The organism is Vibrio sp. QJM3NY_26 (genome assembly GCF_057786005.1).
In genome coordinates this window covers 3,179,729-3,204,795 of record NZ_CM173515.1, presented here as the reverse complement: position 1 = coordinate 3,204,795, position 25,067 = coordinate 3,179,729, and the positions used below count along the sequence as shown (strand labels likewise).

At 44.5% G+C, this 25,067-nt stretch carries 25 protein-coding genes; 7 read left to right on the top strand and 18 right to left on the bottom strand.

The annotated features are described in order from the left end of the window. Nucleotides 1-136: 136 nt before the first annotated feature. The 9 genes from AC3CH4_RS14335 to aspA all read right to left on the bottom strand — a co-directional run bounded on the left by AC3CH4_RS14335 (nt 137) and on the right by aspA (nt 12,001). Complete coding sequence (locus AC3CH4_RS14335; RefSeq protein WP_004729722.1) at nt 137-625, bottom strand: arginine repressor; 489 nt, start codon at nt 623-625, stop codon at nt 137-139. A 326-nt stretch (nt 626-951) separates the two neighbouring features. Further along, the gene (pyrI, locus tag AC3CH4_RS14330; protein ID WP_004729721.1) at nt 952-1,416 is read right to left on the bottom strand and encodes an aspartate carbamoyltransferase regulatory subunit; all 465 of its coding nucleotides are present in this window, start codon (nt 1,414-1,416) and stop codon (nt 952-954) included. A 15-nt stretch (nt 1,417-1,431) separates the two neighbouring features. Then, nucleotides 1,432-2,361 carry an aspartate carbamoyltransferase gene (pyrB, locus tag AC3CH4_RS14325; RefSeq protein ID WP_004729720.1) on the bottom strand — a complete coding sequence of 310 codons (930 nt, stop codon included), beginning with the start codon at nt 2,359-2,361 and terminating at the stop codon, nt 1,432-1,434. A 499-nt stretch (nt 2,362-2,860) separates the two neighbouring features. Then, nucleotides 2,861-3,871: an ornithine carbamoyltransferase gene (locus AC3CH4_RS14320; RefSeq protein ID WP_004729719.1), complete on the bottom strand. Its 1,011-nt coding sequence runs from the start codon at nt 3,869-3,871 to the stop codon at nt 2,861-2,863. A gap of 178 nt (nt 3,872-4,049) precedes the next feature. Beyond that, the gene (gene arcC / locus AC3CH4_RS14315) at nt 4,050-4,961 is read right to left on the bottom strand and encodes a carbamate kinase (protein WP_017108588.1); all 912 of its coding nucleotides are present in this window, start codon (nt 4,959-4,961) and stop codon (nt 4,050-4,052) included. A 72-nt stretch (nt 4,962-5,033) separates the two neighbouring features. Further along, nucleotides 5,034-6,257, bottom strand: coding sequence for an arginine deiminase (arcA, locus tag AC3CH4_RS14310; protein ID WP_017077581.1), 1,224 nt, complete (start codon nt 6,255-6,257; stop codon nt 5,034-5,036). Nucleotides 6,258-7,069: 812 nt separating this feature from the next. Next, the gene (locus AC3CH4_RS14305; protein WP_488543071.1) at nt 7,070-8,518 is read right to left on the bottom strand and encodes a YfcC family protein; all 1,449 of its coding nucleotides are present in this window, start codon (nt 8,516-8,518) and stop codon (nt 7,070-7,072) included. 542 nt (nt 8,519-9,060) lie between these two features. Next, entirely contained in the window at nt 9,061-10,368 is a 1,308-nt protein-coding gene (locus tag AC3CH4_RS14300) for an anaerobic C4-dicarboxylate transporter (protein ID WP_004729714.1), read from the bottom strand. Between the two features lie 181 nt (nt 10,369-10,549). Next, the gene (gene aspA, locus AC3CH4_RS14295; RefSeq protein ID WP_004729713.1) at nt 10,550-12,001 is read right to left on the bottom strand and encodes an aspartate ammonia-lyase; all 1,452 of its coding nucleotides are present in this window, start codon (nt 11,999-12,001) and stop codon (nt 10,550-10,552) included. Nucleotides 12,002-12,285: 284 nt separating this feature from the next. Between aspA and AC3CH4_RS14290 the strand changes: the two genes are divergently transcribed. Then, entirely contained in the window at nt 12,286-12,810 is a 525-nt protein-coding gene (locus AC3CH4_RS14290) for an FxsA family protein (protein WP_004729712.1), read from the top strand. Nucleotides 12,811-12,991: 181 nt separating this feature from the next. Here AC3CH4_RS14290 and AC3CH4_RS14285 read toward each other — a convergent pair whose 3' ends face one another. The 4 genes from AC3CH4_RS14285 to AC3CH4_RS14270 form a co-directional block, all read right to left on the bottom strand. Further along, nucleotides 12,992-13,471, bottom strand: a complete 480-nt coding sequence (locus AC3CH4_RS14285; RefSeq protein ID WP_065207422.1) for a tRNA (cytidine(34)-2'-O)-methyltransferase — start codon at nt 13,469-13,471, stop codon at nt 12,992-12,994. A gap of 77 nt (nt 13,472-13,548) precedes the next feature. After that, a complete protein-coding gene (locus tag AC3CH4_RS14280; protein ID WP_054548233.1) occupies nt 13,549-14,166 on the bottom strand; it encodes a superoxide dismutase in 618 nt (205 codons plus the stop codon). Nucleotides 14,167-14,242: 76 nt separating this feature from the next. Next, a complete protein-coding gene (gene cpxA / locus AC3CH4_RS14275) occupies nt 14,243-15,622 on the bottom strand; it encodes an envelope stress sensor histidine kinase CpxA (protein ID WP_237291028.1) in 1,380 nt (459 codons plus the stop codon). After that, on the bottom strand, nt 15,622-16,311 hold the full coding sequence (locus AC3CH4_RS14270) for a response regulator (protein ID WP_171308887.1): 690 nt from the start codon (nt 16,309-16,311) through the stop codon (nt 15,622-15,624). The genes cpxA and AC3CH4_RS14270 overlap by 1 nt, the downstream gene beginning before the upstream one ends. 187 nt (nt 16,312-16,498) lie before the next feature. Between AC3CH4_RS14270 and AC3CH4_RS14265 the strand changes: the two genes are divergently transcribed. The 3 genes from AC3CH4_RS14265 to pfkA all read left to right on the top strand — a co-directional run bounded on the left by AC3CH4_RS14265 (nt 16,499) and on the right by pfkA (nt 19,359). Then, complete coding sequence (locus tag AC3CH4_RS14265) at nt 16,499-17,008, top strand: CpxP family protein (RefSeq protein WP_474356083.1); 510 nt, start codon at nt 16,499-16,501, stop codon at nt 17,006-17,008. Nucleotides 17,009-17,171: 163 nt separating this feature from the next. Then, nucleotides 17,172-18,080 carry a CDF family cation-efflux transporter FieF gene (gene fieF / locus AC3CH4_RS14260; protein ID WP_026012358.1) on the top strand — a complete coding sequence of 303 codons (909 nt, stop codon included), beginning with the start codon at nt 17,172-17,174 and terminating at the stop codon, nt 18,078-18,080. Nucleotides 18,081-18,396: 316 nt separating this feature from the next. Beyond that, nucleotides 18,397-19,359 (top strand): 6-phosphofructokinase, encoded by a 963-nt coding sequence (pfkA, locus tag AC3CH4_RS14255; protein ID WP_004729705.1) that lies wholly within the window; start codon nt 18,397-18,399, stop codon nt 19,357-19,359. A gap of 369 nt (nt 19,360-19,728) precedes the next feature. Here the strand turns inward: pfkA and AC3CH4_RS14250 are convergent, their stop codons facing one another. Together AC3CH4_RS14250 and tpiA are read right to left on the bottom strand one after the other, a co-directional pair. Further along, a complete protein-coding gene (locus AC3CH4_RS14250; protein WP_017077591.1) occupies nt 19,729-20,082 on the bottom strand; it encodes an endonuclease domain-containing protein in 354 nt (117 codons plus the stop codon). Nucleotides 20,083-20,224: 142 nt separating this feature from the next. Then, nucleotides 20,225-20,995: a triose-phosphate isomerase gene (gene tpiA / locus AC3CH4_RS14245; RefSeq protein ID WP_004729704.1), complete on the bottom strand. Its 771-nt coding sequence runs from the start codon at nt 20,993-20,995 to the stop codon at nt 20,225-20,227. Nucleotides 20,996-21,244: 249 nt separating this feature from the next. Between tpiA and AC3CH4_RS14240 the strand changes: the two genes are divergently transcribed. Both AC3CH4_RS14240 and AC3CH4_RS14235 read left to right on the top strand, forming a co-directional pair. After that, on the top strand, nt 21,245-21,592 hold the full coding sequence (locus AC3CH4_RS14240; RefSeq protein WP_017077592.1) for a 5-carboxymethyl-2-hydroxymuconate Delta-isomerase: 348 nt from the start codon (nt 21,245-21,247) through the stop codon (nt 21,590-21,592). Between the two features lie 86 nt (nt 21,593-21,678). Then, on the top strand, nt 21,679-22,101 hold the full coding sequence (locus tag AC3CH4_RS14235) for a DUF805 domain-containing protein (protein WP_010435371.1): 423 nt from the start codon (nt 21,679-21,681) through the stop codon (nt 22,099-22,101). A 114-nt stretch (nt 22,102-22,215) separates the two neighbouring features. On the opposite strand, the gene AC3CH4_RS14230 is transcribed toward AC3CH4_RS14235, so the two are convergent. The 3 genes from AC3CH4_RS14230 to glpX form a co-directional block, all read right to left on the bottom strand. Further along, entirely contained in the window at nt 22,216-22,563 is a 348-nt protein-coding gene (locus AC3CH4_RS14230) for a DUF3135 domain-containing protein (RefSeq protein WP_017077594.1), read from the bottom strand. A 102-nt stretch (nt 22,564-22,665) separates the two neighbouring features. Next, nucleotides 22,666-23,286: a helix-turn-helix transcriptional regulator gene (locus AC3CH4_RS14225; protein ID WP_054548230.1), complete on the bottom strand. Its 621-nt coding sequence runs from the start codon at nt 23,284-23,286 to the stop codon at nt 22,666-22,668. A 162-nt stretch (nt 23,287-23,448) separates the two neighbouring features. Next, on the bottom strand, nt 23,449-24,456 hold the full coding sequence (gene glpX / locus AC3CH4_RS14220) for a class II fructose-bisphosphatase (protein ID WP_488543070.1): 1,008 nt from the start codon (nt 24,454-24,456) through the stop codon (nt 23,449-23,451). A gap of 324 nt (nt 24,457-24,780) precedes the next feature. On the opposite strand from glpX, the gene zapB reads away from it, so the two are divergent. Then, nucleotides 24,781-25,023, top strand: a complete 243-nt coding sequence (gene zapB, locus AC3CH4_RS14215; RefSeq protein WP_004729696.1) for a cell division protein ZapB — start codon at nt 24,781-24,783, stop codon at nt 25,021-25,023. Nucleotides 25,024-25,067 lie beyond the last annotated feature (44 nt).

The window sequence follows — 25,067 nt, the reverse complement described above, 5'->3', positions numbered from 1 at the left end:
TCAATCAGACCGTAATAGTTTGTGATTAGTTTCATCGACCAGCAAATATCCGCTAGGGCGGGTGAGCCACTTTCTTAGGCAGTCGAGAGAGGGTTAGCTGCGCAATTGCAGTGAACAGCCCTTGCCAATAAGACATTTAGGCAACACCTAAGCGTGCTCTGACTACTTGTTCACAAGCATCGATATTCATCGTGTCTTTCGGGATAATTAGCACGGTGTCATTGCCGCCAACCGTACCGATAATCTCGGTATGTGGGTCGATATCGACTAATCTTGCGACCAACTGTGCGCAACCAGGGTTTGTTTTTACGATCACCATCGCTTGGTTGTGAGTAATTAATTCGATTTGTGATGAGATTGAGGCATCGACACGCACAGGCGCGCTTTCAACCGTGATGCAGTAAACCTTTTTACCACAGGCATTCTGAATTTTGACAACGCCAAGCTGTGACAAAATGCGAGAGACGGTCGATTGACTGATACCTGTATAGCCAATGTCGACGAGTTTCTCGCGCAGTTGGTTCTGGGTCGAGAAGCTTTGCTGTTGTAGTAAGCGTTTGCACGCGGCAGTCAGTGTTTTATCTTCAGCTGAATACAAGCAACCGTGCTCAGTGATTTGGTTCATGAACAACTCCTTAAGGTCAACGTGTTGATATCGCTTGTCCATAGCGCAGAACGCACTCCCAAAGCCGTAGAGTACGATTGTTAATTAGGGCTTACCGATGAACCCCGAAATAAGAGGGAGGGTATGCGAGATGTATGATCATCTATGCATTGAGTCTACCACTAAAGGATAGTTATCTTTTTGAAGGCGATCACCAAACAAAATTCTGGTTAATTGCTTTTATTGTGGAGTTTTATTCTTTGGTTGAATGGATATTTATTCCGCGTTGGGAATAAATATCCATAAGTTATAAAGGGTTTTTGTTGCGGAGGTAATAGCGCTAAGGGTTAGCGAATTTCACTCATGATCTCGCGAGAGAATACTTTTTCACAGTAGTGACATTTTAGCTGTACGTTTTCGTGTTTTAGCTGCACTTTAAAGCTACTTTCGACAGGTTCACCGTGTGAAATACAGTTGCTATTTGGGCAGGCGAACACACTGTTGATTTGTTCTGGCAGCACAAGTGTGAGCTTGTTGACCACTTTGTACTCTTCAATCTGATTCACTGTCGCTTGTGGAGCGTACAGAGCCAATTGATTAGCTTGTTCCTTGGTCAGAAAGATGTTCTCAATCTTGATTAGGTCTTTATTGCCGAGCGCTGATGATGGCAGGTTTAACCCCATCGTGATGCGTTGCTCTGTTTTATGCAGCTTGAACAGTTTGAGAATTTTAATCCCAAGATGAGCAGGGATGTGGTCAATGACGCTGCCGTTACGGATCGCTTCTACTTGTAGCTGAGTTTGTTTAACCATGACTGTATCTCCTGCTTATAAAGTGTCGTTTAGAACTAGGGCTAATAAAGCTTCACGTGCATACACACCGTTTTCGGCTTGTTCGAAGTAGTAAGCGTGTGGCGTTTTATCGACGTCAGTTGTGATTTCGTCGACGCGTGGCAGTGGGTGAAGTACCTTCATGTTTTGACGAGCGTCTTTCAGCGTATCGGCCGTCAGAATGTAAGCCGATTTCATGTGTGCGTATTCCGACGCATCAAAGCGCTCTTTCTGTACGCGAGTCATGTACAGCACATCCAGTTCAGGCACCACTTCTTCAATGCTGCTGTGGGTGCTGTATTGGATACCCATCTCTTCTAGTTCTTCACAGATGTAATCTGGCATCGCTAACACTTCTGGCGCGATAAAGAAGAAACGCACGTTATTGAATTTTGATAGTGCTTGCGTCAATGAGTGCACGGTGCGGCCATATTTTAGGTCACCAACGAATGCCACATTGAGGTTATCGAGCGTGCCTTGCGTTTCGTAAATCGAGAACAGATCCAACAAGGTCTGCGTTGGGTGTTGGTTCGCACCGTCGCCACCATTCACAATTGGCACACCGTTAGAGAATTCAGAGGCTAAACGTGCTGCGCCTTCTTGTGGGTGACGCATCACAAAGGCATCAACGTAAGAAGAAATGACCTGCACCGAATCGGCAAGTGTTTCGCCTTTCTTAGCCAGTGATGTGTTTCCGCCATTATCAAAGCCGATGACGGTGCCGCCAAGGCGTTGAACTGCGGTTTCAAAGGAAAGGCGAGTTCGAGTTGAAGGTTCAAAGAAGCAACTCGCGACAACCTTATTTTTCAGCAGCTCTGGATTTGGCTCTGCTTTGAGTCTTGCGGCAGTATCGACGATAAGCTCCAGTTCATCACGAGAGAGCTCTGGAATGGAGATGATGTGCTTGTTAAATAACGAATGCGCCATAACGGGTCTTCCTTTTTCTATGCATACAGTCAAATTGCGGACAAAAAAAAGCCCCCTAAAAATAGGAGGCTTCGAAACGATCAATAGAGCAAAATAAAAATGACACCAACGCCATTCTAAGGCGTATTGGTTGACAATCATGTGCGACAAAATTGCGGTTCATTTTTTGCTCTCTTAAGACAAATTGCGGAGGATTATACTCAGATAAAAAGTCCATGCAATACTTTCTGTAAAGTATTCATTTAATGGATTTTTATGCGAAATAACGACCGTTTTAAGCTTCCGTTTAAGCCTTTATTGGAACTGAGAATCTCAGGCTTTTTTAGGTAATAATCTATTCAACTACATGAAAAAAAATGCGAGCTTTATCCAAGGTCAAAATCCCAAGAACGCCACCCGCATTTCCCTGTCATTGCACCTAACTTATTAACGTCTTGCGAACAAGTGAGTGCTTAACTTCTTAATTTTTTACTTCTTAACTGCTTAATTTCTTAATTGCTTAGCTGCCTAATGTCGCAACCATTACTGCTTTGATGGTATGCATGCGGTTTTCTGCTTCATCGAACACTATAGAGTATTCAGACTCGACCACTTCATCTGTCACTTCTACGCCATCTTTAAGCTGCGGATATTCAGCAGCAAGCTGTTTGCCTACTGTGGTATCTTCGCCGTGGAAAGCCGGTAGGCAGTGCATGAATTTCACATGTGGGTTGCCTGTCGCTTTGATCATGTCCATGTTGACTTGGTAAGGCATCATTAGGTTAATGCGCTCAGCCCATGCTTCTTTTGCTTCACCCATGGATACCCAAACGTCGGTGTATAGGAAGTCACAACCTTGCACGCCTTCTTGAACATCTTCAGTCAGTGTGATTTTGCCGCCAGTGTGCTCTGCAATTTCACGACATTGAGCCAATAGCTCTTCTTGTGGCCAGAATTGTTTTGGAGCAACAAGGCGAATGTCCATGCCCATTTTCGCCGCGCCAACCATCAGAGAGTTGCCCATGTTGTTGCGAGCATCACCTAGGTAAGCAAAGCTGATTTCATGCAGTTGTTTACCACGGCCGTATTCCGTCATAGTTAGGAAGTCAGCCAGGATTTGTGTTGGGTGGAATTCGTCAGTCAGGCCATTCCATACTGGCACGCCAGCGTAAGCGCCTAGCTCTTCAACGATCTCTTGACCGAAGCCGCGGTATTCAATGCCATCGTACATACGGCCAAGAACGCGAGCCGTATCTTTCATTGATTCTTTGTGGCCAATTTGAGAGCCAGATGGGCCTAAGTAAGAAACTCGAGCACCTTGGTCGAATGCAGCAACTTCAAATGCACAGCGAGTACGAGTTGAGGTTTTCTCAAAGATAAGTGCAATGTTTTTGCCAGTCAGTGTTGGCTGTTCGTAACCGTTGTACTTCGCTTTTTTTAGCTCCATAGAAAGATCTAACAAGTGTTGAATTTCGCGTGGAGTGAAATCTAGTAGTTTTAGGAAGTTACGATTGCGTAGGTTAAAAGCCATGATGTATTCCTTCTTAGATTTAGGCGCTTTCCTGTTACAGGGAAAGAAAATTCAAGAAAGCGCGATTCAATTTTTAGTTAAATTTGTTCGGTTCTGTTTGTTTCGTTTAATCTGTTTTCGCAAGCTTTAAGAGCTCTTAAGGTTTAAGATTCTCAAGATGATAAAGCTCGCTAGTACGTTAACCCTTGGTGATATTAGTGCCCGCTTGGCCTTGCAGAATTTGCAAGCCATCTTCGAGTGCACCGATACCCACTACTTTGCCGCCTTGCTGAATGAATTCGCACGATGCTTCAATTTTTGGCCCCATTGAGCCGGCATCAAATGTGAACTTCGCCAATTCGCTTGGTGTGGTGCTGCGCAGTGCGTGTTGAGTTGGTTTGCCCCAGTCAAGGTATACAGCGTCAGCATCAGTCAGAATAAGCAGTGCATCAGCATCCAATTGTTTCGCCAAGAAAGCCGCTGACATGTCTTTGTCGATAACCGCTTCAACACCCACTAATTTGCCATTTTCTTTTTTCACTGGGATGCCACCACCACCAGTACAAATCACGAGATGGCCCGCATCGATAAGTTGGGTGATCGCGTCGTGTTCAACAATCCCGGTAGGGCGTGGACTTGGTACTACGCGACGGAAATGTTGGCCGTCGGGTTTTACGATCCAGTGGAACTTCTCTGCCAATTCACGCGCTTCTGCTTCTTCGTAGATCGGGCCAATCGGTTTGGTTGGATCCGCGAATGCAGGATCGTTTGGATCGACGGTCATTTGCGTCAACATGCATGAGATGTTGCGGTTAGGAAGATAGTTCTTGAATTCTTGCATCAGCATGTAGCCGATCATGCCTTGAGTCTCACTGCCCAGCACATCTAGCGGGTACGGATTTACTTTTTTGTATTCCAAACCTTGCAGAGCAAGTAAACCAACTTGTGGGCCATTACCGTGCACTAGAACCACGTTGTACACTTTCGCGATTTCAGAGATGGTTTTAACCGCTGTTTCAATATTACGGCGTTGAACATCGGCTTCTAACGGCTCACCGCGACGAAGTAGGGCATTACCGCCGAGTGCAACAACAACAGTTTGCTTAGTCATAATTGTGTTCTCTCATTTTGGCCAAGTTGAGATTATTTAAGATCGTTCAACTTGGCCGTTTCGTCTTAGTGATTAGATACCATCACGCTCAATTGGGCAGCTCATGCAGCGTGCACCACCGCGACCGCGACCAAGTTCGTCTCCTGGAATCGGAAGAACCGTGATGCCTGCTTTGTCGTATTTTTCGTTGGTGTAGGTGTTGCCCTCGTAGCCAATAACGACGCCAGGTTTAACCGTTAGAACGTTGTTTGCATCGTTCCACTGTTCACGTTCTGCATGGAAGTTGTCGCCACCGGTTGTGATTAGGTTTAGCTTGTCTACGCCAAGAGCTTTTTCGATAGCTGTTACGAAGTAGCCTTCTTCTTTCACTTTTACAGCGCCAGACTCATCGCCAGTTAGGTTCCAGCACTGCACGTCTTTACTTACCACTTCAGGGTAAACAGAGAACGTATCTTCGTTCATGTGAGTCATTACGGTGTCTAAGTGCATGCAAGAGCGGTGTTTTGGTAGCTGCATTGCGATAACTTGTGTCGCTTGACCGTGTTTGAATAGGCTAGATGCTAAGTGTTCAACACCTTGTGCTGTTGTACGTTCAGACATACCGATAAGAACCGCGCCACGACCAAGTACAAGAACGTCACCACCTTCAATCGTAGAGTTGTCGTAATTGATTTTTTCTTCATCGCCGAAGTATTTAATGAAGTCTTGGCCTGCGAATGTTGGGTGCCAGCGGTAAATAGCACGAACGTGGTTTGTTTCACGTTGACGAGCTGGTTTCGCCATTGGGTTGATAGATACACCGCCATATACCCAGCAAGATGTGTCGCGAGTAAATAGGTGGTTTGGTAGTGGCTCGATAATGAAGTCGGTTGGTGCGTGCATACCTTGCATCATTGAAGATGATTTCATTGGCATCTCAGCGTAAGACAGACCGCCCGTTAGGATTTTTGCTAACTCTAGGTTTGGTAAATCGCCCAAGTAGCAGCGCACATCATTGGCGAATGTTTTACCCAAACGGTAATCAGATACTTGGCAGGTTAGTAGCCAATCTTTCGCTTCTGACACGGCTAGTGTGTCGGCTAGCAAGTCAGTAAGAAGAAGAACCTCAACACCTTGATCACGTAGCGTTTGAGTAAATGCGTCATGCTCTTTACCTGCACGTTCAACAGCCAGTACGTCATCAAACAGCAAATCGTGACAGTTAGAGGGTGTTAGGTGAGTCAGTGCGCGTCTTGGGCGGTGAACTAGAACGCGGCGTAATTGACCTATTTCAGATCCTACATAGAACTTACTCATGATCGTCTCTCTTATATATTTGAATTACTTTTATTGCTAAGAGTAATTATTTATTTTCAGTTGAGAAGAATGAATTATTTTATTCATATCTCTTGTCTGGAATTAATATTACGCCTGCTAGTCAGGTATTCTTAGAGATCTATCACAAATCGTTTTTTATCCCGCAGCCCTTTAAAATCAAGGGTTTTAACAAACTTTATGCACTTTCAACTATTGTCAGTCTTTTCTAAATAGTTAACTCCTTGGGAATATTATGCATGCTTTTTTCATTCACCTAGCTAGAATCCAATTTGTGAGGGATTATATGCAAAATGGTTTTATTGATAAGAATGAGCTTAGATTGGAAGTATGCAATGTTTTTATTTAGATATTTAATTTTGGATGTGGAATTAATTAGTTGTTAACAAAATAAATGCGAATAAAGCTATTGTGGTCACACTTTATAATTGGGTTTTTAAAGTCAGTTTTCTATAAAAATCACTACTATTTCCTCTTTGGTTATTACTACGTAAATTACTTTAAATATAATTAGCGCTAATAAATGACTAAGTATTTGTATAAATATAAGAGCGAAGAATAGTTGGCGATTTATTAGCTTTAACCTTGATGTTTAAACGTTGGTTTACTCTTTGTCGCAAGTGGTTTTTGCTTGTTTAAGCTTTGCTACTGAGATAGGTCATAGAGAGGCGTCAAATGAAGCGTGTGCAGCTCGGCAGGTTGTTTTGGTGATTGGGTTGGAGTTGGATTAGATAGCAATAAAAAAAGCCGCTATGGAAGCGGCTTTGGATGAGAACGGAGTGAAGTGCTTTACGTTAGATAAGCGCACCAATACTCAGTACAACGATGCAGAACACCATTAAGATACCGACTAATGGCATTACCCATTTAACCCAGCGAACATAAGGGACGCGGGCAATCGCCAAGCCACCCATCACAACCGCAGAGGTCGGGGTGATTAGGTTCACTAAGCCAGATGCTGATTGGTAAGCGGTGATCACAAGGTCACGACCTACGCCAGCAAAGTCGGCCAGTGGTGCCATGATTGGCATGGTGAGTACGGCTAAACCAGACGTTGACGGCACTAAGAAGGACAACAAAATCTCTAAGAAGAACATTACGTTAATAAAGATAACTGAAGAAAGCCCCGTCACCATTTGTTCTGCAGAGAAGAGAATCGTATCGGTGATCATACCTCTGTCCATCACGACCACGATACCACGCGCGATACCGATGATAAGCGCTACACCAAGTAGGTCGCGGGCACCATCAATAAAGCTAGTCGTAAACTCTTCTTCGCTCATGCGAGCCACAATACCGACAATGATTGTCGCGGCTAAGAACATCGCTGAGATCTCTGCCATCCACCAGCCAGCAACCGATACACCGTAAATCATCACAGCGAAAGAGCCACCGAAAATAGTGAGGATTAATTTACGCGTTGTGGTGAAATCAAGTTTTTCGTCGCTCGCGTTACCAAGGAAGTGCGCTTTGTTCTCTTCGTATTTGTCGTAGACAATCGATGTTGTTGGGTCAGCTTGAACCATTCTTGCGTAACGCATGACGTAGGCAACACAAATTATCCAACCAATAACGAGCATGGCAATACGCAGCACGATACCGTCAGTAAATGGGATACCAGAGGCGTTGGCAGCGATCACGGTTGCGAATGGGTTAATCGTTGACCCTAGCACACCAATCCCTGCGCCAAGCAGTACGGTCGCAGCAGCAACAAGAGGATCAAAGCGTGCAGCCATCATTACTGGTACTAGCAGCGTATAGAATGGCAGTGATTCTTCCGCCATGCCGTAGACGGTACCGCCAGCAGCAAACAATGCCATCAGTATCGGTATCATCAACTCTTCTCGCCCTTCTAGGCGGGCGGTGACGCGTTCGATACCGGCATCGATGGCGCCAGTTTTGGTTACTAGCCCTAAGAAGCCACCAATGATTAAGATGAACAGCGAAACATCGATTGCTGCAGCTTCATAGCTATTGTGGTCGTAGAAACCGTCAATAGGCGCGAGTAGTACGTCAATCACATCTTGAGGGTTACCTTCTACTGCTTGATAGGTTCCGGTAACCGGTACTTCTCGACCTAACTCTTCATTCATTGCTCGGTCGTATTGGCCTGCTGGAACAACCCAGGTCAGCAGGGCTACGAATGCAATTAGAATAAATAGAATGGTGTAGGCAGAAGGGAATTTAAAGTTGGCAAAGAAGCCGCCCTTTTTTTTCTCGCTTGGTATCGTCTGAGTCGTCATGGCTATCTCCTTACATCATCCTAAATAGAATTGACGTGAATTAGCGACTAATGTTTATAGATTGTAAATACAGTGATATTTATAAAGCATTCAACGATATAAAGTTCTTGCCCTTATAGAGCGAGCATCTATATGACGTTACCGACTTTAAATATAAGCATCTTTATATTTATATATCCAAATGAATTTAGATTTAATTTAACTGCGGTTATTTTATTCCTTACGTCGGAATTTAAGTTTGGTATTGTTCACAAAAATAGTGACCAATGAATAGGCTGAAAAACGTTAGAAAAAGAGCAAGGTTTTTTGGTTAGTTAGCTTGGATTAATATTCGATGTGAATTATAGAAAAACAAGGGGTGGTTGCGTTGGCAGGCATTGTTAATGAATGGCGTGAATATTATTGGAATTTTATTCAAACTTTATTTTTGTTCGGATTTTTAGGTTTATAATGTTTATTTGATACGTATCAAATAAACACATTGTGCAGAAAAGAAAAAAGGAAGCCGAAGCTTCCTTTTAGGTTTGGTTTTTCAGCGAGTGTTAGATAAACAGACCGCCGAATGCGAAGCCGAGTGCTACCGCTGTACTGATTGTTGCCACACCAGGAATGAAGAATGGGTGGTTAAATACGTACTTACCAATACGCGTTGAACCTGTGTCATCCATCTCAACCGCTGCCAGTAGCGTAGGGTAAGTTGGAAGTACGAACAGTGCACTTACCGCAGCAAAAGAAGCCACGGCTGTTAGTGGTGCTACGCCAATCGCTAGAGCTGCAGGCATCAGTGCAACCGTTGTCGCGCCTTGAGAGTAAAGCAGCATAGAAGCGAAGAACAGAACAAGAGCCAGCATCCAAGGGTAGTCAGCAAGTAGAGCACCAGCAACGTCTTTGATTTCAGCAACGTGTGCATTCACAAACGTTGAACCTAACCAAGCCACACCCAGTACACATACACACGCAGTCATACCAGAGCGGAATGTTGGAGCCGAAGAAATCTTCGCTGCATCAATCTTAGTGAACATCACGATTGCCGCTGCTGCTGCCAGCATCACAGACATGATTGCTTCGTTACGGCCCAGTGCTGGGTTTTCAATTAGGCCAACAGAGCTAGAGATAGCGGCTGCGTAGCAAACAACAAAACCAATCGCCGCAAGGAAGATGTAAGTCGCTTTCTTCGCTGTTGGTAGAATTTCGCGTTTCTCTTCTGTTGCTAGCTTGATTAGACCTTTCTCTAGACGTTCTTGGTAAATAGGATCGTCTTTCAGTTCGCTGCCCATGTAGTTCGCGACAACCGCACCAACCATACAAGCGATGAAGGTTGTTGGAATACAAACCATCAATAGCGTTAGGTAATCGACACCAAAGGGTGCAAGCATCGCTGCGAAAGCTACAACTGCTGCCGAAATAGGCGAAGCTGTGATCGCAATTTGAGAGGCTACAACTGCGATAGACAGTGGACGAGAAGGACGAACACCTTGGCCTTTTGCTACTTCTGCAATAACAGGCAGCGTAGAGAATGCTGTGTGACCAGTACCCGCCATTAGTGTCATTACAAAGGTCACAATCGGCGCGTAAAAGGTGATGCGTTCAGGGTGTTTACGCAAGAAGTTTTCTGCAATTTGTACCAACCAGTCCATACCGCCAGCAACCTGCATTGCTGCAATTGCGGTGATAACCGACATGATGATCAAAATTACATCGACCGGGATAAAAGATTGGCTTGTTGGAACACCAAGAATTAATGAAAGGGCAATAACACCAGCACCACCGGCAAAACCAATACCGATACCGCCAATTCTGGCCCCCAAAAAGATAAAGAGCAGGACGACAAATAGTTCTACTGCAATCATAAGTAACACCTCATTTTAGATTTTATTATGTGAACATTCGCCACTGGAATGTTCACATAATAGTTCTATGGTTTAGGTTTAATTAAGCAAAAATGCAACTAACGGAAATCCACAAGATCAGCAGGGTTAACCGTATTGGAGCCTAAAAAAGGGCTCCGTTTGGAGCCCTTTCTCGCTACCGTTATTCGTAGCGTTTAGCTTTATACTGAGGATGCATCAGATTTTCAACAGAGAAAATGTCATCAAGTTCTTCTTCGCTTAATAAACCGCGCTCTAGAACTACATCACGAACACTCTTACCTGTTTCAGCACAAATCTTACCTACAATGTCACCCTCGTGGTGGCCAATGTATGGGTTTAGATAAGTAACGATACCGATAGAGTTAAATACGTGAGATTCACATACTTCTTTGTTTACAGTAATGCCGTCTACACACTTGTCGCGTAGGTTCACACATGCATTTGTTAGGATGTCTAAAGACTCAAACATGCTTTGTGCGATAACGGGTTCCATCACGTTCAGTTGAAGCTGACCGCCTTCTGCTGCGAAAGAAACCGTGTTGTCGTTACCTAGAACTTTAAAGCAAACTTGGTTTACTACTTCAGGTACAACTGGGTTTACTTTAGCAGGCATGATTGAAGAACCTGCTTGCAGTTCCGGCAGGTTTAGCTCGTTGAAGCCAGTGCGTGGACCTGAAGAAAGAAGACGTAAGTCGTTACAGATCTTAGACAGTTTAACGGCTAGACGTTTAAGTGCGCCGTGCGTCATTACGTATGCGCCACAGTCAGACGTTGCTTCGATTAAATCTTCAGCCGCTACACACTCTAAGCCAGTTACTTCTGCTAGGTGCTTAACTGCTAGGCCTTGGTAACCCGGTGCTGCGTTCAGACCAGTACCTATAGCTGTTGCGCCTAGGTTAACTTCAAGCAGAAGCTTTGAAGTGTATTCTAGGTTTTTGATTTCTTCATTGATGGTTACAGCCCAAGCGTGGAACTCTTGGCCAACCGTCATAGGCACAGCATCTTGAAGTTGAGTACGACCCATCTTCAAAATTGTGTTGAATTCTTGGCTCTTAAGCTCAAATGCACCTTTTAGGTATTCGATAGCATCGATCAGTTTACGAACGCTGTTGTAAACAGAGATACGGAAGCCAGTTGGGTAAGCACAGTTTGTAGATTGGCTGCGGTTTACATGGTCATTTGGGTTGATGAACTCGTATTGGCCTTTTTCTTTGCCCATAAGCTCAAGTGCCACGTTCGCAACGACTTCGTTCGCGTTCATGTTTACAGAAGTACCAGCGCCACCTTGGAATACATCCGATGGGAACTGATCCATGCACTTGCCAGTGTCTAGAATGAGGTCACAAGCTTCGATTATGTATTTAGCCACTTCGCTTGGAATTACACCTAACTCTTTGTTTGCTAAAGCCGCTGCTTTCTTTGTCATCACCATACCGCGAACGAATTCAGGTACATCTGAGATCGTTACATTTGAGATGTTGAAGTTTTCAACTGCGCGTAGAGTGTGGATGCCGTAGTAAGCATCAGCCGGAACATGACGTTGACCTAATAGATCTTCTTCGAGACGAGTAGCTTGAGGAGCTTCAACTTGAGCTTCTGATTGAGTAGCCATAACAGGATCCTTAGAGAATTATTCTGATTATATAGTTAGTTATTAGCCTATTCTGTGTGCAAATACTCCGTTCGCTAGAATATTGGGCTGATAAATCCGTCCTGACTTATGTGGCACATGATACTGTACTTAGCGCATAAAAATATTAAGTTGATCACCTTTTTCGTTTTTGTTTCGTCAATATTTAGCAAACTTATTCCGGGTCAATAAACACGCTTATTTACAGGATAAATTTGAGATTGGTAGGGCTTTCAGCGTAAACTGGACGTAACAAAGGAGGGCGTGTGTTTCCTATCTTATTATTACTCTTTATCTTCGTACCCATCATTGAGATTGGGCTATTTATTCAAGTTGGTGGCTTCTTAGGATTGTGGCCAACTATCGCGTTGGTTTTGATCACTGCATTTGTTGGCGCATCGCTGGTTCGTAGCCAAGGCATTCAGACACTTATGTCTGTTCAAGGTCGGTTGCAACAAGGCGAAATGCCAGCACAACAGATTCTTGAAGGCGTGATGCTTGCTGTTGCAGGCGTATTGCTGCTGACTCCGGGCTTTATGACGGACGCACTCGGTATGTTGGTATTGTTACCAGCACCAAGAGCGATGATTGCCAAGAAAATGATGGAAAAAATGGTGGTGACCAATATGTCTGGTGGTTTTCATGCGGGTGGACAAGCTGGTTTTGGCCAGAGCCCATTTGGACAAGACCCATTCAATTCAGGTCCATCTGACCAATCAAAAGACGGCAACACCTTTGAGGGTGAGTTTGAGAAGAAAGACGACGACAACGATCGTAACCGCTTAAATTAATGGTTTGTCTCTTTATATAGAGAGACAAACAGAAAAGGCTCTTACCGTTATCCTTCGCAAGAAAGTGATAATGGTAAGAGCCTTTTTTATTGCATGTTACCTGCTATTTACGATTGCTAGCAGGAACAGATAACAGGTCGTGTGAACAGTTATTTACTGAGATTAATTTACTGAGATTGGGTTATATCGCGCCTTCAAAACCCATTTGTCGCCAAGCTTCGAACGCAATAATGGCCACTGCGTTAGACAGGTTCAAGCTACGTGCTTCTGGCATCATTGGAATACGAATGCGTTGCTCCATTGGCATGCTTTCGATGAACTCAGCAGGCAGACCGCGAGACTCAGGGCCAAACATCAGTACATCACCTTGTTGGAATTTCGCATCAACGTGGTGGCCAGTGGTCTTGGTCGTACAAGCAAAGATACGGTAGTCACCCTCACGTTCATTCTCTAGATACTCAAGGAAGGCTTCTAGATTCTTGTGACGCTTTACTCGTGCGAGGTCGTGATAATCTAAACCCGCACGACGAACTTTCTTCTCTTCGAAATCAAAACCAAGCGGCTCGATAAGGTGCAGGTTTGCGCCGCAGTTAGCTGATAGGCGGATGATGTTACCCGTATTGGGCGCGATTTCTGGTTCATATAGAGCGATATCAAACATGTTGGTTCACAAGAATAATCAAAGATAGCCAGAGTATACGGTGGCAAGCTGAGTGAGTACAGTTCGCCACCCTCAGCTTAGGCCTGGTTCGCTAGTGCCTGCGCGTAGTTTTCAGATACCGCATTCCAATTCACTACGTTCCACCATGCATTGATGTAATCAGGACGACGGTTTTGGTAGCTGATGTAGTAGGCGTGTTCCCAAACATCGAGTGCAAGGATGGGCTCGCCATTACTGGCAACCGTATCCATCCACGGATTGTCTTGGTTCGAAGTCGAGATGATCTTCAGTTGTCCTTCTTCAACCACTAGCCAAGCGAAGCCTGAACCAAAGGTATTGATTGCCGCTTGAGCGAACTGATCTTGGAATGTCTCGAAATCTCCGAAAGTACTTTTGATAGCCTCGCCAAGCTCGCCCGTGGGTTCACCACCACCGTCTTGCGACATGCAGTTCCAATACAAGATGTGGTTGTAGTAACCGCCACCATTGTTACGAACCGCTGGGCTGTGCTGAGAAATGTTAGCGAAGATCTCGGTCAGAGACTGTTGCTCTAGCTCGCTGCCAGAAATAGCCGCAACAAACTTATCGTAGTAGGTTCTATGGTGCTTGCTGTAATGCACTTCCATCGTCTTAGCATCAATGTAAGGTTCTAGGGCGTCGTAAGCGTAGGGTAAAGTAGGGAAAGTGTGTGACATGGTAAATCCTCCTTAATTAGAGGATTTACCATAATGATAATGACAATCATTATCAACTGTGATCTTTGTGGGGGTATTATACCGGCAAGATTGGTAGGGTGATTTCGAGTTGTAATCCACCGAGCTGGCTACGGCTTGCAGTGATGGTTCCGCTGTGTTGGCGAATCGCACTTTCTGTAATGGTGAGGCCAAGCCCAGTGCCACCTGAATTACGATCGCGTGCCGTTGAAACTCGGTAGAAAGGTCTGAAGATAGAATCCAGTTCATCCTCCGGTACACCATCACCGTTGTCATTGACGCAAATCGTCAGTTGATCTTGGACAACATGGAATTGCACATCGACTTGGTCTTTACCGTAGTAGATAGCATTGCGCGTAATATTGTCTAAGGCACTCATCAGTAGCTTAGGATTACCTGAAATAGAACGTTCTGGGATCTCTGAAAACGTCAGTAATTTACCCATCTGTTCAGCTTCAAACTCTGCATCTTTTAAGATCTCTTCCCATAAGCTCGAGATAGGTTGAACCTCGCGAGTTATGTGGCTGTCGACCTGCATACGAGATAGCGTCAGTAGCTCACTGATCATTTGTTCCAAACGCTGCGCTTCGGTATCAATACGTTCTAATTCTTGGCTCTCACCTTGCTTACGAATTGCCAGTGCATTGGCCATGCGTAGACGAGTCAATGGCGAGCGCAGTTCGTGTGAGATATCAGAAAGTAGTCGCTGTTGCCCTGAAATCATCTGGTTTACCGCTTCCACCATTTGGTTAAAGCTTTCACCCGCTTGTCTGAATTCTGAGGTGCCTTTTTCAAGTGTTGGATCAACCTCAAATTGCCCTTTTGCTACACGCTGCGCTGCGCGTTCAAGCCTACGTGCGGGTTGACTCAATGCCCAAGCTAACCAAAGCAAGAGCGGGGTGCTTGCTAGCATTACCGCGAGCAACAGCTGTAAAGGTCTATCAAACAGTCGTAGCAAAAATGGCGGTGGTTGGTTCCACTTTACTCCGGCATACATCAGTAATTCTTCACCAGCGAGTGTGATAGGTACTGGCCCTGCCACCATGTAGTGTCCGTACAGTTTCTGTTTTGGTACTTCAGGGTTATCAATCGAGGTAACAAAGTTGCGAATCGCCTTAAGTTTATAGTCCGAATGTCTTTTCGACGTAAGGACAGCACCTTCAAGGTCGGTTAAATAGATGCGAGCTCGAGAATCCTTGCGGCTACGTGGTGCCTCAAGTTGGAAAACAATTTTGCCTAGATTAGGTTCTTTGGCGTAGCGTTTCTCTGTGATTTTAGCGATACGCTCCAATTTATTTAGATGATCGGTAGGCACATCACGCGCCACTCTAGGGTCTAAATGAGGAAGTGACAGCACCGATAAAAGCACCAGTAACATGGTGAACCAAAAGATGGCAAAGATACGTCCATATAAGCTGGTGATTTTAGGGATGCGCATTAATCTTCCTCTACCAATAAGTAGCCACGGCCTCGTAAGGTTTTGATGCGAGACTTACCATCGCTGCGTTCTGGAATCTTCTTGCGCAAATTGGAGATGTGCATGTCTATCGCGCGGTCAAACGCCGCCAGCCTTTTTCCTAAAACATCCAAGCTCAGTGCTTCTTTGGTGATCACTTGTCCCGGGTTCTGGATGAGATGGCTCAGCAAAGCGAACTCGGTTGTGGTGAGGTCGATGAGCTGACCATTGCAGTAGGCTTCTTGTTTACCAGGGAAGACTTCGATGTCTTGATATTGAATGGTGTCGCTGGCTGATTTAGGCGCGGTGTTAGTCTGTGTTCGGCGTAAGATGGCACGAATACGAGCGAGCAGTTCTCGGTCACTGAACGGCTTTGGCAAATAATCATCTGCGCCAAGTTCAAGGCCAATAACACGGTCGATCTCTTCGCCTTTGGCAGTCAGCATCAATACTGGTGTTTCCCAGTTTTCTCTCAGCTTCTTTAGCGTTTCCATACCGTTAAGGCGCGGCATCATCACATCCAAAAGAATCAGATCAATCTCATCATTGATAGCGTCAAGCCCCGCATAGCCATCATTGGCTTCGGAAACAGTGAAGCCCTCAAAGCTCAGGATGTCTTTCAGTAAGCTGGTTAGTTCTGTGTCGTCATCAATAAGAAGAATGTTCGCCATTGGGAAGCCTTAATCGGTTATCTACTATTTACAGGTTAATAATACTGCTAATTATTCGTCAACTTTCACTCTTTACGATTCTTTACGCTTTCTAAACGTCACTTTACGAGGGAAAGACTAATCTATATCTAAGCGCTGAGAAACAGACGCAATACATGACTTATTATACCGAATCGAGGCAACAATTATGAAAATGACTAAGAAACTTGTACTAGTAGCTGCGGCACTTCCACTTATGTTAGGTACAGCGAGTGCGTTTGCATACGGCGGCGGTGATAAAGGTGATCACAAAGGTATGCACGGTAAGTGTGGTAGCTTCGATAAGAAAGTGATGCGCCAACTAGACCTGACGGACGCTCAAAAAACAGAATTGAAAGAGATGCGCGAAGCGAATCGTGCTGAGATGAAAGCAAAACACTCAGGCAACAAAGCAGATAAAATGGCGCAAATGAAAGCGCATCACGAGAAAGTTCAAGATCTAGTTCTAGCTGATACTTTTGATGAAGCTGCAGCAAACGACCTAGCAAGCCAAATGGTTGAGAAGCAAACAGAGCGTCGTGTTGCTATGCTTAAGAAGCAACACCAAATGATGAGCGTACTAACGCCTGAGCAAAAGACTCAGCTGAAAGAAATCCAACAAGAGCGCATGGCGAAGTGTGCTGACAAAATGGAAAAACGCATGAACAAAGACAAGTAATTCATGGCTTGAGAAAGCCGGACTGAATGACAGTGTTGAGAAAGAAGCGGCCGAGTGTCGCTTTTTTGATCTTTAAAAATGAATGTATTACATCATGGCTGTCATATTCAATCGGTTGTTTGCGGGTTATACTTTGTGCTATCAGTCACTTTATAGCCAATTTATGAAACAAGAATACGCACGTTTAGTTACGCTCGCCGCTTGGGCTGCCACCATCATTGCCTCCATATTATTGGTTGTGAAGGTTGCTGCGTGGTGGGTGACAGGTTCAGTCAGTTTATTAGCTTCTGTGGTCGATTCGCTGTTGGATATCGCCGCTTCTGTCGTCAATCTGGTGGTGGTTCGCTACTCTCTTCAGCCTGCCGATAAAGAACATACCTTTGGCCATGGTAAGGCAGAATCTCTTGCTGCATTAGCGCAGGCAATGTTTATTTCCGGTTCCGCTTGTTTCCTTATTCTTAATGGTATTGAGCGTTTCTTCCGACCGCATGAGCTGAACTCTCCTGAAATTGGTATTTATGTCAGCTTGTTCGCGATCGTAATGACCTTTGGTTTGGTTCGATTCCAAAAACATGTTGTCAGCAAAACGGGCAGCCAAGCGATAGCCGCCGATTCACTGCATTATCAATCCGACCTTTATATGAATGCAGCGATCATGCTCGCGCTAGCACTGAGCTGGTTTGGCATTGGTCAAGCGGACTCGGTATTCGCGATTGGTATCGGTATCTACATTCTTTACAGTGCCTACCAAATGGCAACAGAAGCCATTCAATCTTTGCTTGATAGAAAGCTGCCAGATGAAGAATTAAAACAGATAAAAGAGACATCGCTGAGTGTGGAAGGTGTGCTTGGCGTACATCAACTAAGAACGCGTCGTTCAGGGCCTGTTCGGTTCATTCAATTGCATTTAGAACTCGAAGATAATATCCCACTTATTGAAGCGCACCGCATTTCTGACGAAGTTGAAGACAAGCTTATCTCCGTTTTCCCTGATGCTGATGTATTAATTCATCAAGACCCGTATTCGGTCGTATTTGGACCCGAGAAGCAGCAGAAATTTCACTCATGGTAAGCGGGCTAAAAAAGGGTTGGCAAATGGTAAGTAGGTGGCTTTTGAACTAAAGTGAGTAAAAATTACTAATTCTTCGGTGATTCAAAAACCACCTTAGTAACAATTAATGTTGATTCTGATGTGAATCAACAAAGTTACTGAGTAAAACTGTAATACTCTTACAGAAGTAGAAATGTTACATAATTTTACGCGATTTAAGTGCTATTCCTGTTGAGGAAATGTAACATAACGCACAAATATAGATTTAAAATCTTGTTGATATACAATCAGCAAGAATAAGAATTGAATAATAGATTCCCAAAAATCGAGGGTGAGCATGATTAAGAAGATCGGTGTTTTGACCAGTGGTGGTGACGCTCCAGGCATGAACGCAGCAGTTCGTGGTGTAGTTCGTACTGCGCTATCAGTTGGCATTGAAGTTTACGGTATTTACGATGGCTACCAAGGCCTTGTTGAAGACCGTATCGAAAAGCTTGACCGTTCAAGCGTATCTGACGTGATCAACCGTGGTGGTACTTTCTTAGGTTCTGCACGTTTCCCTGAGTTCAAAGACGTTGCTGTTCGTGAGAAAGGCATCGAGAACCTTAAGAAGCACGGTATCGAAGCACTAGTTGTTATCGGTGGTGACGGTTCTTACATGGGTGCTAAGAAATTGACTGAGATGGGTTACCCATGTATCGGTCTTCCAGGCACAATCGATAACGATATCGCGGGTACTGACTACACAATCGGCTACCTAACAGCGCTTAACACTGTTATCGATTCAATCGACCGTCTACGTGACACGTCTTCTTCTCACCAACGTATTTCTATTGTTGAAATCATGGGCCGTCACTGTGGTGACCTTACGCTTATGTCAGCAATTGCGGGTGGCTGTGAGTACATCATCACACCTGAGACTGGCCTAGATAAAGATCAGCTTATCAGTAATATCCAAGATGGTATTGCGAAAGGTAAGAAGCACGCAATCATCGCTCTAACTGAGTTAATGATGGATGCGAATGAACTAGCGAAAGAGATCGAAGCTTCAACAGGTCGTGAAACTCGTGCAACGGTTCTTGGTCACATCCAACGTGGTGGTCGCCCGACTGCATTTGACCGTGTACTGGCTTCTCGCATGGGTAACTACGCTGTTCACCTTCTTCAAGAAGGCCACGGTGGTCGTTGTGTTGGTATCGAGAAAGAAGCGCTTGTTCACCACGACATCATCGACTGTATCGAGAACATGCAGAACCCAGACCGTTCTGAGCTGTTCCGCGTTGCAGAAGAGTTGTTCTAAGACACGCTTAGCGTTCGCTTAAAATATTAAAAACCGCTGATTTATCAGCGGTTTTTTTGTGCCTGCCGTTCTTTTGATTCATTGTAAAATCCCCTCCTAGCCTCCCCTTAAGTCAGGTTCACAGATACCTTTAGCTTTCTTTGGAAAGGGGAGGAACAGTTCCGTATTTGTTGGAACATATACCGACTACAACAAATTTTAGCTATTAATATAAGTTTTCCAAATAGCGATTCATTGAACACTTTGTGGTTTCAGTTAGCCTAGAAATCTAAGTACACAAAGAAAGTTCTCCCCCTTTATCTTAGATCGGCAGGGTAATCGAGAATGTTGAAATAAGGGGGAGTTAGAGGGGGATATTTACATAGAAGTTTATTTGGGAATTGAATTCATGATCTTTACCAAAACTTCTTCAAGATTCTGATTAACCTCATTATTGGTAAAGCGAAGCACCTTGATTCCAATTTTGTTTAAGTCTCGTGTGCGCTGGTGATCGTAAGCCTGAGCTTGTTCTGTAAAGTGGCTATTACCATCGATCTCAATAGCCAGTTTTAGTTCACAGCAGAAGAAATCCACGACGTACTTTCCGATGCTATGTTGTCTGCGAAACTTAATACCAAGCTGCTTGTTCCGTATATAAAACCATAGCTTGCGTTCTGGTTGAGGCATGTTGTTTCTGAGATGTTTTCGAAATGTGTTTAGATGAGCTTGTGTATAAATTTTCATAACGCAGTCCAATAAACCGGAATGTTATTAAGTTACAAAGAGCTCAGTACAAAAAAGAGGTTGGGGGTGGTGGTTTTCGAGCGAGATCAAAAAAGGCCAACCTAAGTTGACCTTTCATTTAATCTAAACGGTGAAGTTTAAATTAAGCTTTTGCTTCAGCTGCTGCTTTAGCGATAGCTGCGAAGCTTTTCGCGTCTAGAGCTGCGCCGCCAACTAGAGCACCGTCGATGTCTGGTTGTGCGAAGTAAGCTGCTGCGTTTTCTGGCTTAACAGAACCGCCGTATTGGATAACAACTTTCTTAGCAACGTCTTCAGATTTCTCTGCGATGTGTGCACGGATTTGAGCGTGGATGCGTTGTGCATCTTCAGCTGTAGCTGCTTTACCAGTACCGATAGCCCAGATTGGTTCGTAAGCGATGATAGCGCCTTCAAGAGCTTCAACACCTTGAGTGTTGATAACAGCGTCAAGTTGACGAGCACATACAGCAACAGTTTCGCCTGCTTCGTTTTGTGCATCAGACTCACCGATACAAAGAACTGGAGTTAGGCCGTTCTCTTTTAGGAATGCGAATTTCTTAGCAACGAATTCGTCAGACTCAGCGTGGTATTCACGACGCTCAGAGTGACCGATGATGATGTGAGATGCGCCGAACTCTTTAAGCATTGCTGGAGACATGTCGCCAGTGAATGCACCGCTGTTGTTTAGGTCAGAGTTTTGAGCACCTAGGATGATCGCGCTGCCCGCTTCAGTAAGCGTACGCTCAGCAAGATCAACGAAAAGTGCTGGTGGAGCAACTGCTACGTCTACGCCTGTTACGCCTTCAAGTTCAGCGTTAAGACCGTTTAGTAGATCAACAACCATTTCTTTGCTGCCGTTTAGTTTCCAGTTACCCATAACTACAGGATGACGCATAGGAATATCTCCAAAGTATTTAAATAAATCGAATGTAAAAAAGTAAACTTTATTACGAAATAATATAACAGAATAATATCAACAGATCATGACTGTGGTCATGACTTTCTTGGATCTTACTCAATGGTCAGAGTAGATTTTGAGCATATATCAGTGATCCGGCAGACAGAATAATAGCTAACTTCTCGGATTTTTCATCGTTAGTTGCTATTAAGGGACAAACGATTGCGTTAACAATAGGAAGTAATAATGCCGAATCTAGTTCTAGAGTACTCAAATTCAGTGGATGAGCGAGTGAATATCCAAGGTTTACTGGAAGACCTTCATCAAGTTACATTAAACTGTGGTTTGTTTGATGTACCTTCTGTGAAGTCTCGTTCACTGCGCTGTCATAACTGGTTGGTCGGTGATGAAGAGGACAATGTGGATTTTGTTCATATTAGCTTTGAGTTACTTTCAGGACGTACCGAAGAACAGAAAAGAGAATTGTCGCGTTTGTTGATGCAAACCCTACAAGAACAGGCAAGCCATATCCGTAGCCTAACGGTCAACATACGAGATATGGATAAAAGTTGCTTTCAGAAAGTGATGAACTAGCTAAAAAGAATCAACTAACTAAAAGTGATTAACTGACTATTTGCTGCTAACTTTTTGGTAGCGCATTAATTTTTTGAGTATTTAAGATGTCGATGAAAGATTTACTGCTCTCTTTCAAGGGGAGAATTGGTCGTAAGACTTACTGGATTTGGAATGTTTTCTACTATGTAGCGATTACTGGTTTTGCTTCCGGTATTTCTGTTCTGTTCCCTGCATATTCCTATATCCTGCTACCAATCTTCCTACTGTTGCTGGTTATCCCAGATCTTGCAATTACCGCTAAACGCTGGCACGACCGCAATAAGTCGAACTACTGGTTGCTGTTGAACGTGCCACTGGTGCTTGGGCGTTTGGCTTCGCCAATGGTCGCAACGACAACAGAGTCGGTATCGCCAGTTCACATGGCAGCAACGGTTGCAGCATTAGTATGTGGTTTATGGATTTTGATTGAATGTGGATTGCTCAAGGGAACTGAAGGCCGTAATGATTACGGTGACGACCCAGTGTAAAGATTGAATGATTGAGAAATAAGAAGGGAGCATTGTGCTCCCTTTTTTTAAAGCGTTTTTCTTTGAATGGGTTTTTGTCGCTAGTCCATTTCAACGGTTAGTACATTTAAACAGCTAGTACATTTTTGGCTCTGTATTTGGCCTGAAAGGCACGACATTTTCAGGCAGAGATTCTTCAAAATCGCAGCGGCCTTTGAGTGCATCTTGGAATTTACAGACCTGACAGCGCAGCTCTTGCATCAGAACAACATTAGCGTGATGTGGATTCTTGCAGCGGCTGACGACTAAATCGATATGACTTTGTTGAGCGCGAAGCCTGTTTTGCATGGTCTCTGAGGCTGAGCAAATCATCTGTTCGCACATCTCGTGTTTGAATTGATCGAATGCTTTCGGATCGCTTTTCGCGAGTTGGACCAGTTCATCAAAAGGGGGCAGTTTTTGATTGGGCTGTGGATGTGCCATGATTCCTTCCTTAGCATTAAGCATGTTTCATATGCTTTAAGCTTAAGAAAGAAATTTGTACAAATTTTAATCTATTGGTGTTTTCTCAATATTGAGACAGGATCAGTAACTTGGCGTTAGGGTATAAGTACAACGACGCTCGCCAGTAATGATGTGTTCAGTGCGGCTCACATGACATTCATCTTTGAGTAATTCTTTGAAAACATTGAGCTCAGATTGGCACAGGCTAGGGCAGCGAGTTGCAGCTTTGCAGATAGGGCAGTGGTTCTCGATCAAGATGTAGTGATCGTCATGCTCTTGAAGTTCAGCCATGTAGCCTTCGTCTTCACGCAGCTGGGTGAGTTTTTTAAGCTTGCTGCTCAGCGATTCACAATCAGACAGCGCGGTTTGATATTGCTTAAGGGTGTGTTGTTCGCGCTCGGCCGCAACCTTAGCTAACCCCTCTTTACCAAACAGGTTCTCGACAGCATCGATCACTTGAATGGTGAGTTCACCGTGTCGATCTGAAAATTGACCATGGCCTTGTTGAGTCAGGGACCAGTGGCGAGTCGGGCGACCCACTTTTACTTTAACATCATGAAACGCAAGAATACCGTCATCTTCCAGACTTTGCAGATGTTGCCTTGCACCCATTGTCGTCATGCCAAATTCTTCTGACAACTGTTTCGCGGTTACCGCGCCTTGACGCTTAATGGTCTGTAAGATTTTGTCGCTTGTTTTCATACTATCTCTACCTCATGAACCTTACTATTATGAGGCAAGGTGTTTATAAAGCAAACCATTTACTATGGTGCAGGTGAAATGCACAGATTATTGGTGACCAATAAAACAAAAGGCTGATACTTGGTATCAGCCTTCGAATGTTCTGCTTGAGCGAGTTTAGGTCTATAGGATGTGACCGATTACTTCTGGGTCTTTACGCTCTAGGTAATGGATAGATTTGATGCGGCGAATCGTACGGCAGCGACCACGGATAAGCAGTGTTTCTGTGGTTGCGATATTACCTATACGTGTGATGCCCTCTAGAAGGTCACCCTTAGTAATGCCAGTTGCTGAGAATACAACGTTGTCGCTACGAGCCATGTCTTCCATCTTCAACACGATACCCGCCGTTACGCCCATTTCAGCACAACGCTCTAGTTCAAGCTCACCGTGCTTGCGGTTCTCTTCTGTATCACCTTTTACTTCATGGCGAGGAAGCAGGCGTGCGTGCATGTCGCCGTCGAGTGCGCGAATAACCGCAGCCGAAACCACGCCTTCAGGCGCGCCGCCGATGCAGTACATTACGTCGACTTCGCTGTCTGGCATGCACGTGAGGATAGAAGCAGCAACATCACCGTCTGGCACTGCGAATACACGAACGCCCATCGCCTGCATGTCGGCAATCACTTGATCATGGCGTGGCTTAGCTAGTGTCGTTACTACCAGTGTATCGAGTGTTTTACCTAGTGCTTTCGCAATGTTTTCTAGGTTTTCTGTCAGCGGCAGTTCTAGGTCAATCACGCCTTTTGCACCAGGGCCAACAACCAATTTTTCCATGTACATGTCAGGCGCTTTTAGGAAGCTACCTTTTTCGCCTGCAGCCAATACAGCCAATGCATTTGATTGGCCCATTGCTGTCATGCGAGTCCCCTCAATTGGGTCAACGGCGATATCTACTGCATCACCGCCAATACCGACGTTTTCGCCGATGTATAGCATAGGTGCATCATCGATTTCACCTTCGCCGATAACGATCTCGCCGCTAATTTCTGTTTTGTTCAGTAGGCTACGCATTACTTCTACAGCAGCGCCATCTGCAGCGTTTTTATCGCCGCGGCCAAGCCACTTGTAACCAGCTAGTGCTGCACCTTCAGTGACACGAGAGAATGACATTGCTAAATCGCGTTTCATGCGGACTCCAAAATTTTCAAAAGGGGAATAGAAATTTCGCGGCGAATTTTACCATATCCCAAAGGAAACGTTTGCCTTTTTGTTTTTTTGGGATTGCTCTTGATCAATTTACGGGTGAAAACAGGTATTATTCATCAAAATAATCAGTCTGTTGCCGCGGTAGTAATAATTCACGTCAATATTCGGTAAAAAGCGCTGTTTTTTTCATCGAATGGCGCAAAATATCGAATATATTGAGTGTTTATCCTTGCTCTGCTGAGTAGAATGGGGAAATAAGTGGAGTAGACCTTCACCATCAAACGGATAACTTAAAGGTAGGCCAGAATGTCTTTTGAAGTACTAGAGCAGCTAGAAGCAAAAATTCAAACAGCAGTAGATACAATTGCACTTCTTCAAATGGAAGTGGAAGAGCTTAAAGAAGAGAAACAAGCACTAGCAACGGAAGCTGGTGAGCTTAAAGAAAGCCGTCACGAGCTAGAGCAAAAAACTCAGCAAATGCAGGAAGAGCATTCAGCGTGGCAAGATCGCATCCGTAACCTTCTTGGTAAAATGGATGACGTAGAGTAATTGACTCTTCAGATTTAAAAAAACGCCCGCTACTGAGTAGCGGG

What these genes read in the sequence shown, in the direction of transcription:
- AC3CH4_RS14335 (WP_004729722.1), bottom strand. Translation starts at nt 625, where the DNA reads ATGAACCAAATCACTGAGCACGGTTGCTTGTATTCAGCTGAAGATAAA.
- pyrI (WP_004729721.1), bottom strand. Translation starts at nt 1,416, where the DNA reads ATGGTTAAACAAACTCAGCTACAAGTAGAAGCGATCCGTAACGGCAGC.
- pyrB (WP_004729720.1), bottom strand. Translation starts at nt 2,361, where the DNA reads ATGGCGCATTCGTTATTTAACAAGCACATCATCTCCATTCCAGAGCTC.
- AC3CH4_RS14320 (WP_004729719.1), bottom strand. Translation starts at nt 3,871, where the DNA reads ATGGCTTTTAACCTACGCAATCGTAACTTCCTAAAACTACTAGATTTC.
- arcC (WP_017108588.1), bottom strand. Translation starts at nt 4,961, where the DNA reads ATGACTAAGCAAACTGTTGTTGTTGCACTCGGCGGTAATGCCCTACTT.
- arcA (WP_017077581.1), bottom strand. Translation starts at nt 6,257, where the DNA reads ATGAGTAAGTTCTATGTAGGATCTGAAATAGGTCAATTACGCCGCGTT.
- AC3CH4_RS14305 (WP_488543071.1), bottom strand. Translation starts at nt 8,518, where the DNA reads ATGACGACTCAGACGATACCAAGCGAGAAAAAAAAGGGCGGCTTCTTT.
- AC3CH4_RS14300 (WP_004729714.1), bottom strand. Translation starts at nt 10,368, where the DNA reads ATGATTGCAGTAGAACTATTTGTCGTCCTGCTCTTTATCTTTTTGGGG.
- aspA (WP_004729713.1), bottom strand. Translation starts at nt 12,001, where the DNA reads ATGGCTACTCAATCAGAAGCTCAAGTTGAAGCTCCTCAAGCTACTCGT.
- AC3CH4_RS14285 (WP_065207422.1), bottom strand. Translation starts at nt 13,471, where the DNA reads ATGTTTGATATCGCTCTATATGAACCAGAAATCGCGCCCAATACGGGT.
- AC3CH4_RS14280 (WP_054548233.1), bottom strand. Translation starts at nt 14,166, where the DNA reads ATGTCACACACTTTCCCTACTTTACCCTACGCTTACGACGCCCTAGAA.
- cpxA (WP_237291028.1), bottom strand. Translation starts at nt 15,622, where the DNA reads ATGCGCATCCCTAAAATCACCAGCTTATATGGACGTATCTTTGCCATC.
- AC3CH4_RS14270 (WP_171308887.1), bottom strand. Translation starts at nt 16,311, where the DNA reads ATGGCGAACATTCTTCTTATTGATGACGACACAGAACTAACCAGCTTA.
- AC3CH4_RS14265 (WP_474356083.1), top strand. Translation starts at nt 16,499, where the DNA reads ATGAAAATGACTAAGAAACTTGTACTAGTAGCTGCGGCACTTCCACTT.
- fieF (WP_026012358.1), top strand. Translation starts at nt 17,172, where the DNA reads ATGAAACAAGAATACGCACGTTTAGTTACGCTCGCCGCTTGGGCTGCC.
- pfkA (WP_004729705.1), top strand. Translation starts at nt 18,397, where the DNA reads ATGATTAAGAAGATCGGTGTTTTGACCAGTGGTGGTGACGCTCCAGGC.
- AC3CH4_RS14250 (WP_017077591.1), bottom strand. Translation starts at nt 20,082, where the DNA reads ATGAAAATTTATACACAAGCTCATCTAAACACATTTCGAAAACATCTC.
- tpiA (WP_004729704.1), bottom strand. Translation starts at nt 20,995, where the DNA reads ATGCGTCATCCTGTAGTTATGGGTAACTGGAAACTAAACGGCAGCAAA.
- AC3CH4_RS14240 (WP_017077592.1), top strand. Translation starts at nt 21,245, where the DNA reads ATGCCGAATCTAGTTCTAGAGTACTCAAATTCAGTGGATGAGCGAGTG.
- AC3CH4_RS14235 (WP_010435371.1), top strand. Translation starts at nt 21,679, where the DNA reads ATGTCGATGAAAGATTTACTGCTCTCTTTCAAGGGGAGAATTGGTCGT.
- AC3CH4_RS14230 (WP_017077594.1), bottom strand. Translation starts at nt 22,563, where the DNA reads ATGGCACATCCACAGCCCAATCAAAAACTGCCCCCTTTTGATGAACTG.
- AC3CH4_RS14225 (WP_054548230.1), bottom strand. Translation starts at nt 23,286, where the DNA reads ATGAAAACAAGCGACAAAATCTTACAGACCATTAAGCGTCAAGGCGCG.
- glpX (WP_488543070.1), bottom strand. Translation starts at nt 24,456, where the DNA reads ATGAAACGCGATTTAGCAATGTCATTCTCTCGTGTCACTGAAGGTGCA.
- zapB (WP_004729696.1), top strand. Translation starts at nt 24,781, where the DNA reads ATGTCTTTTGAAGTACTAGAGCAGCTAGAAGCAAAAATTCAAACAGCA.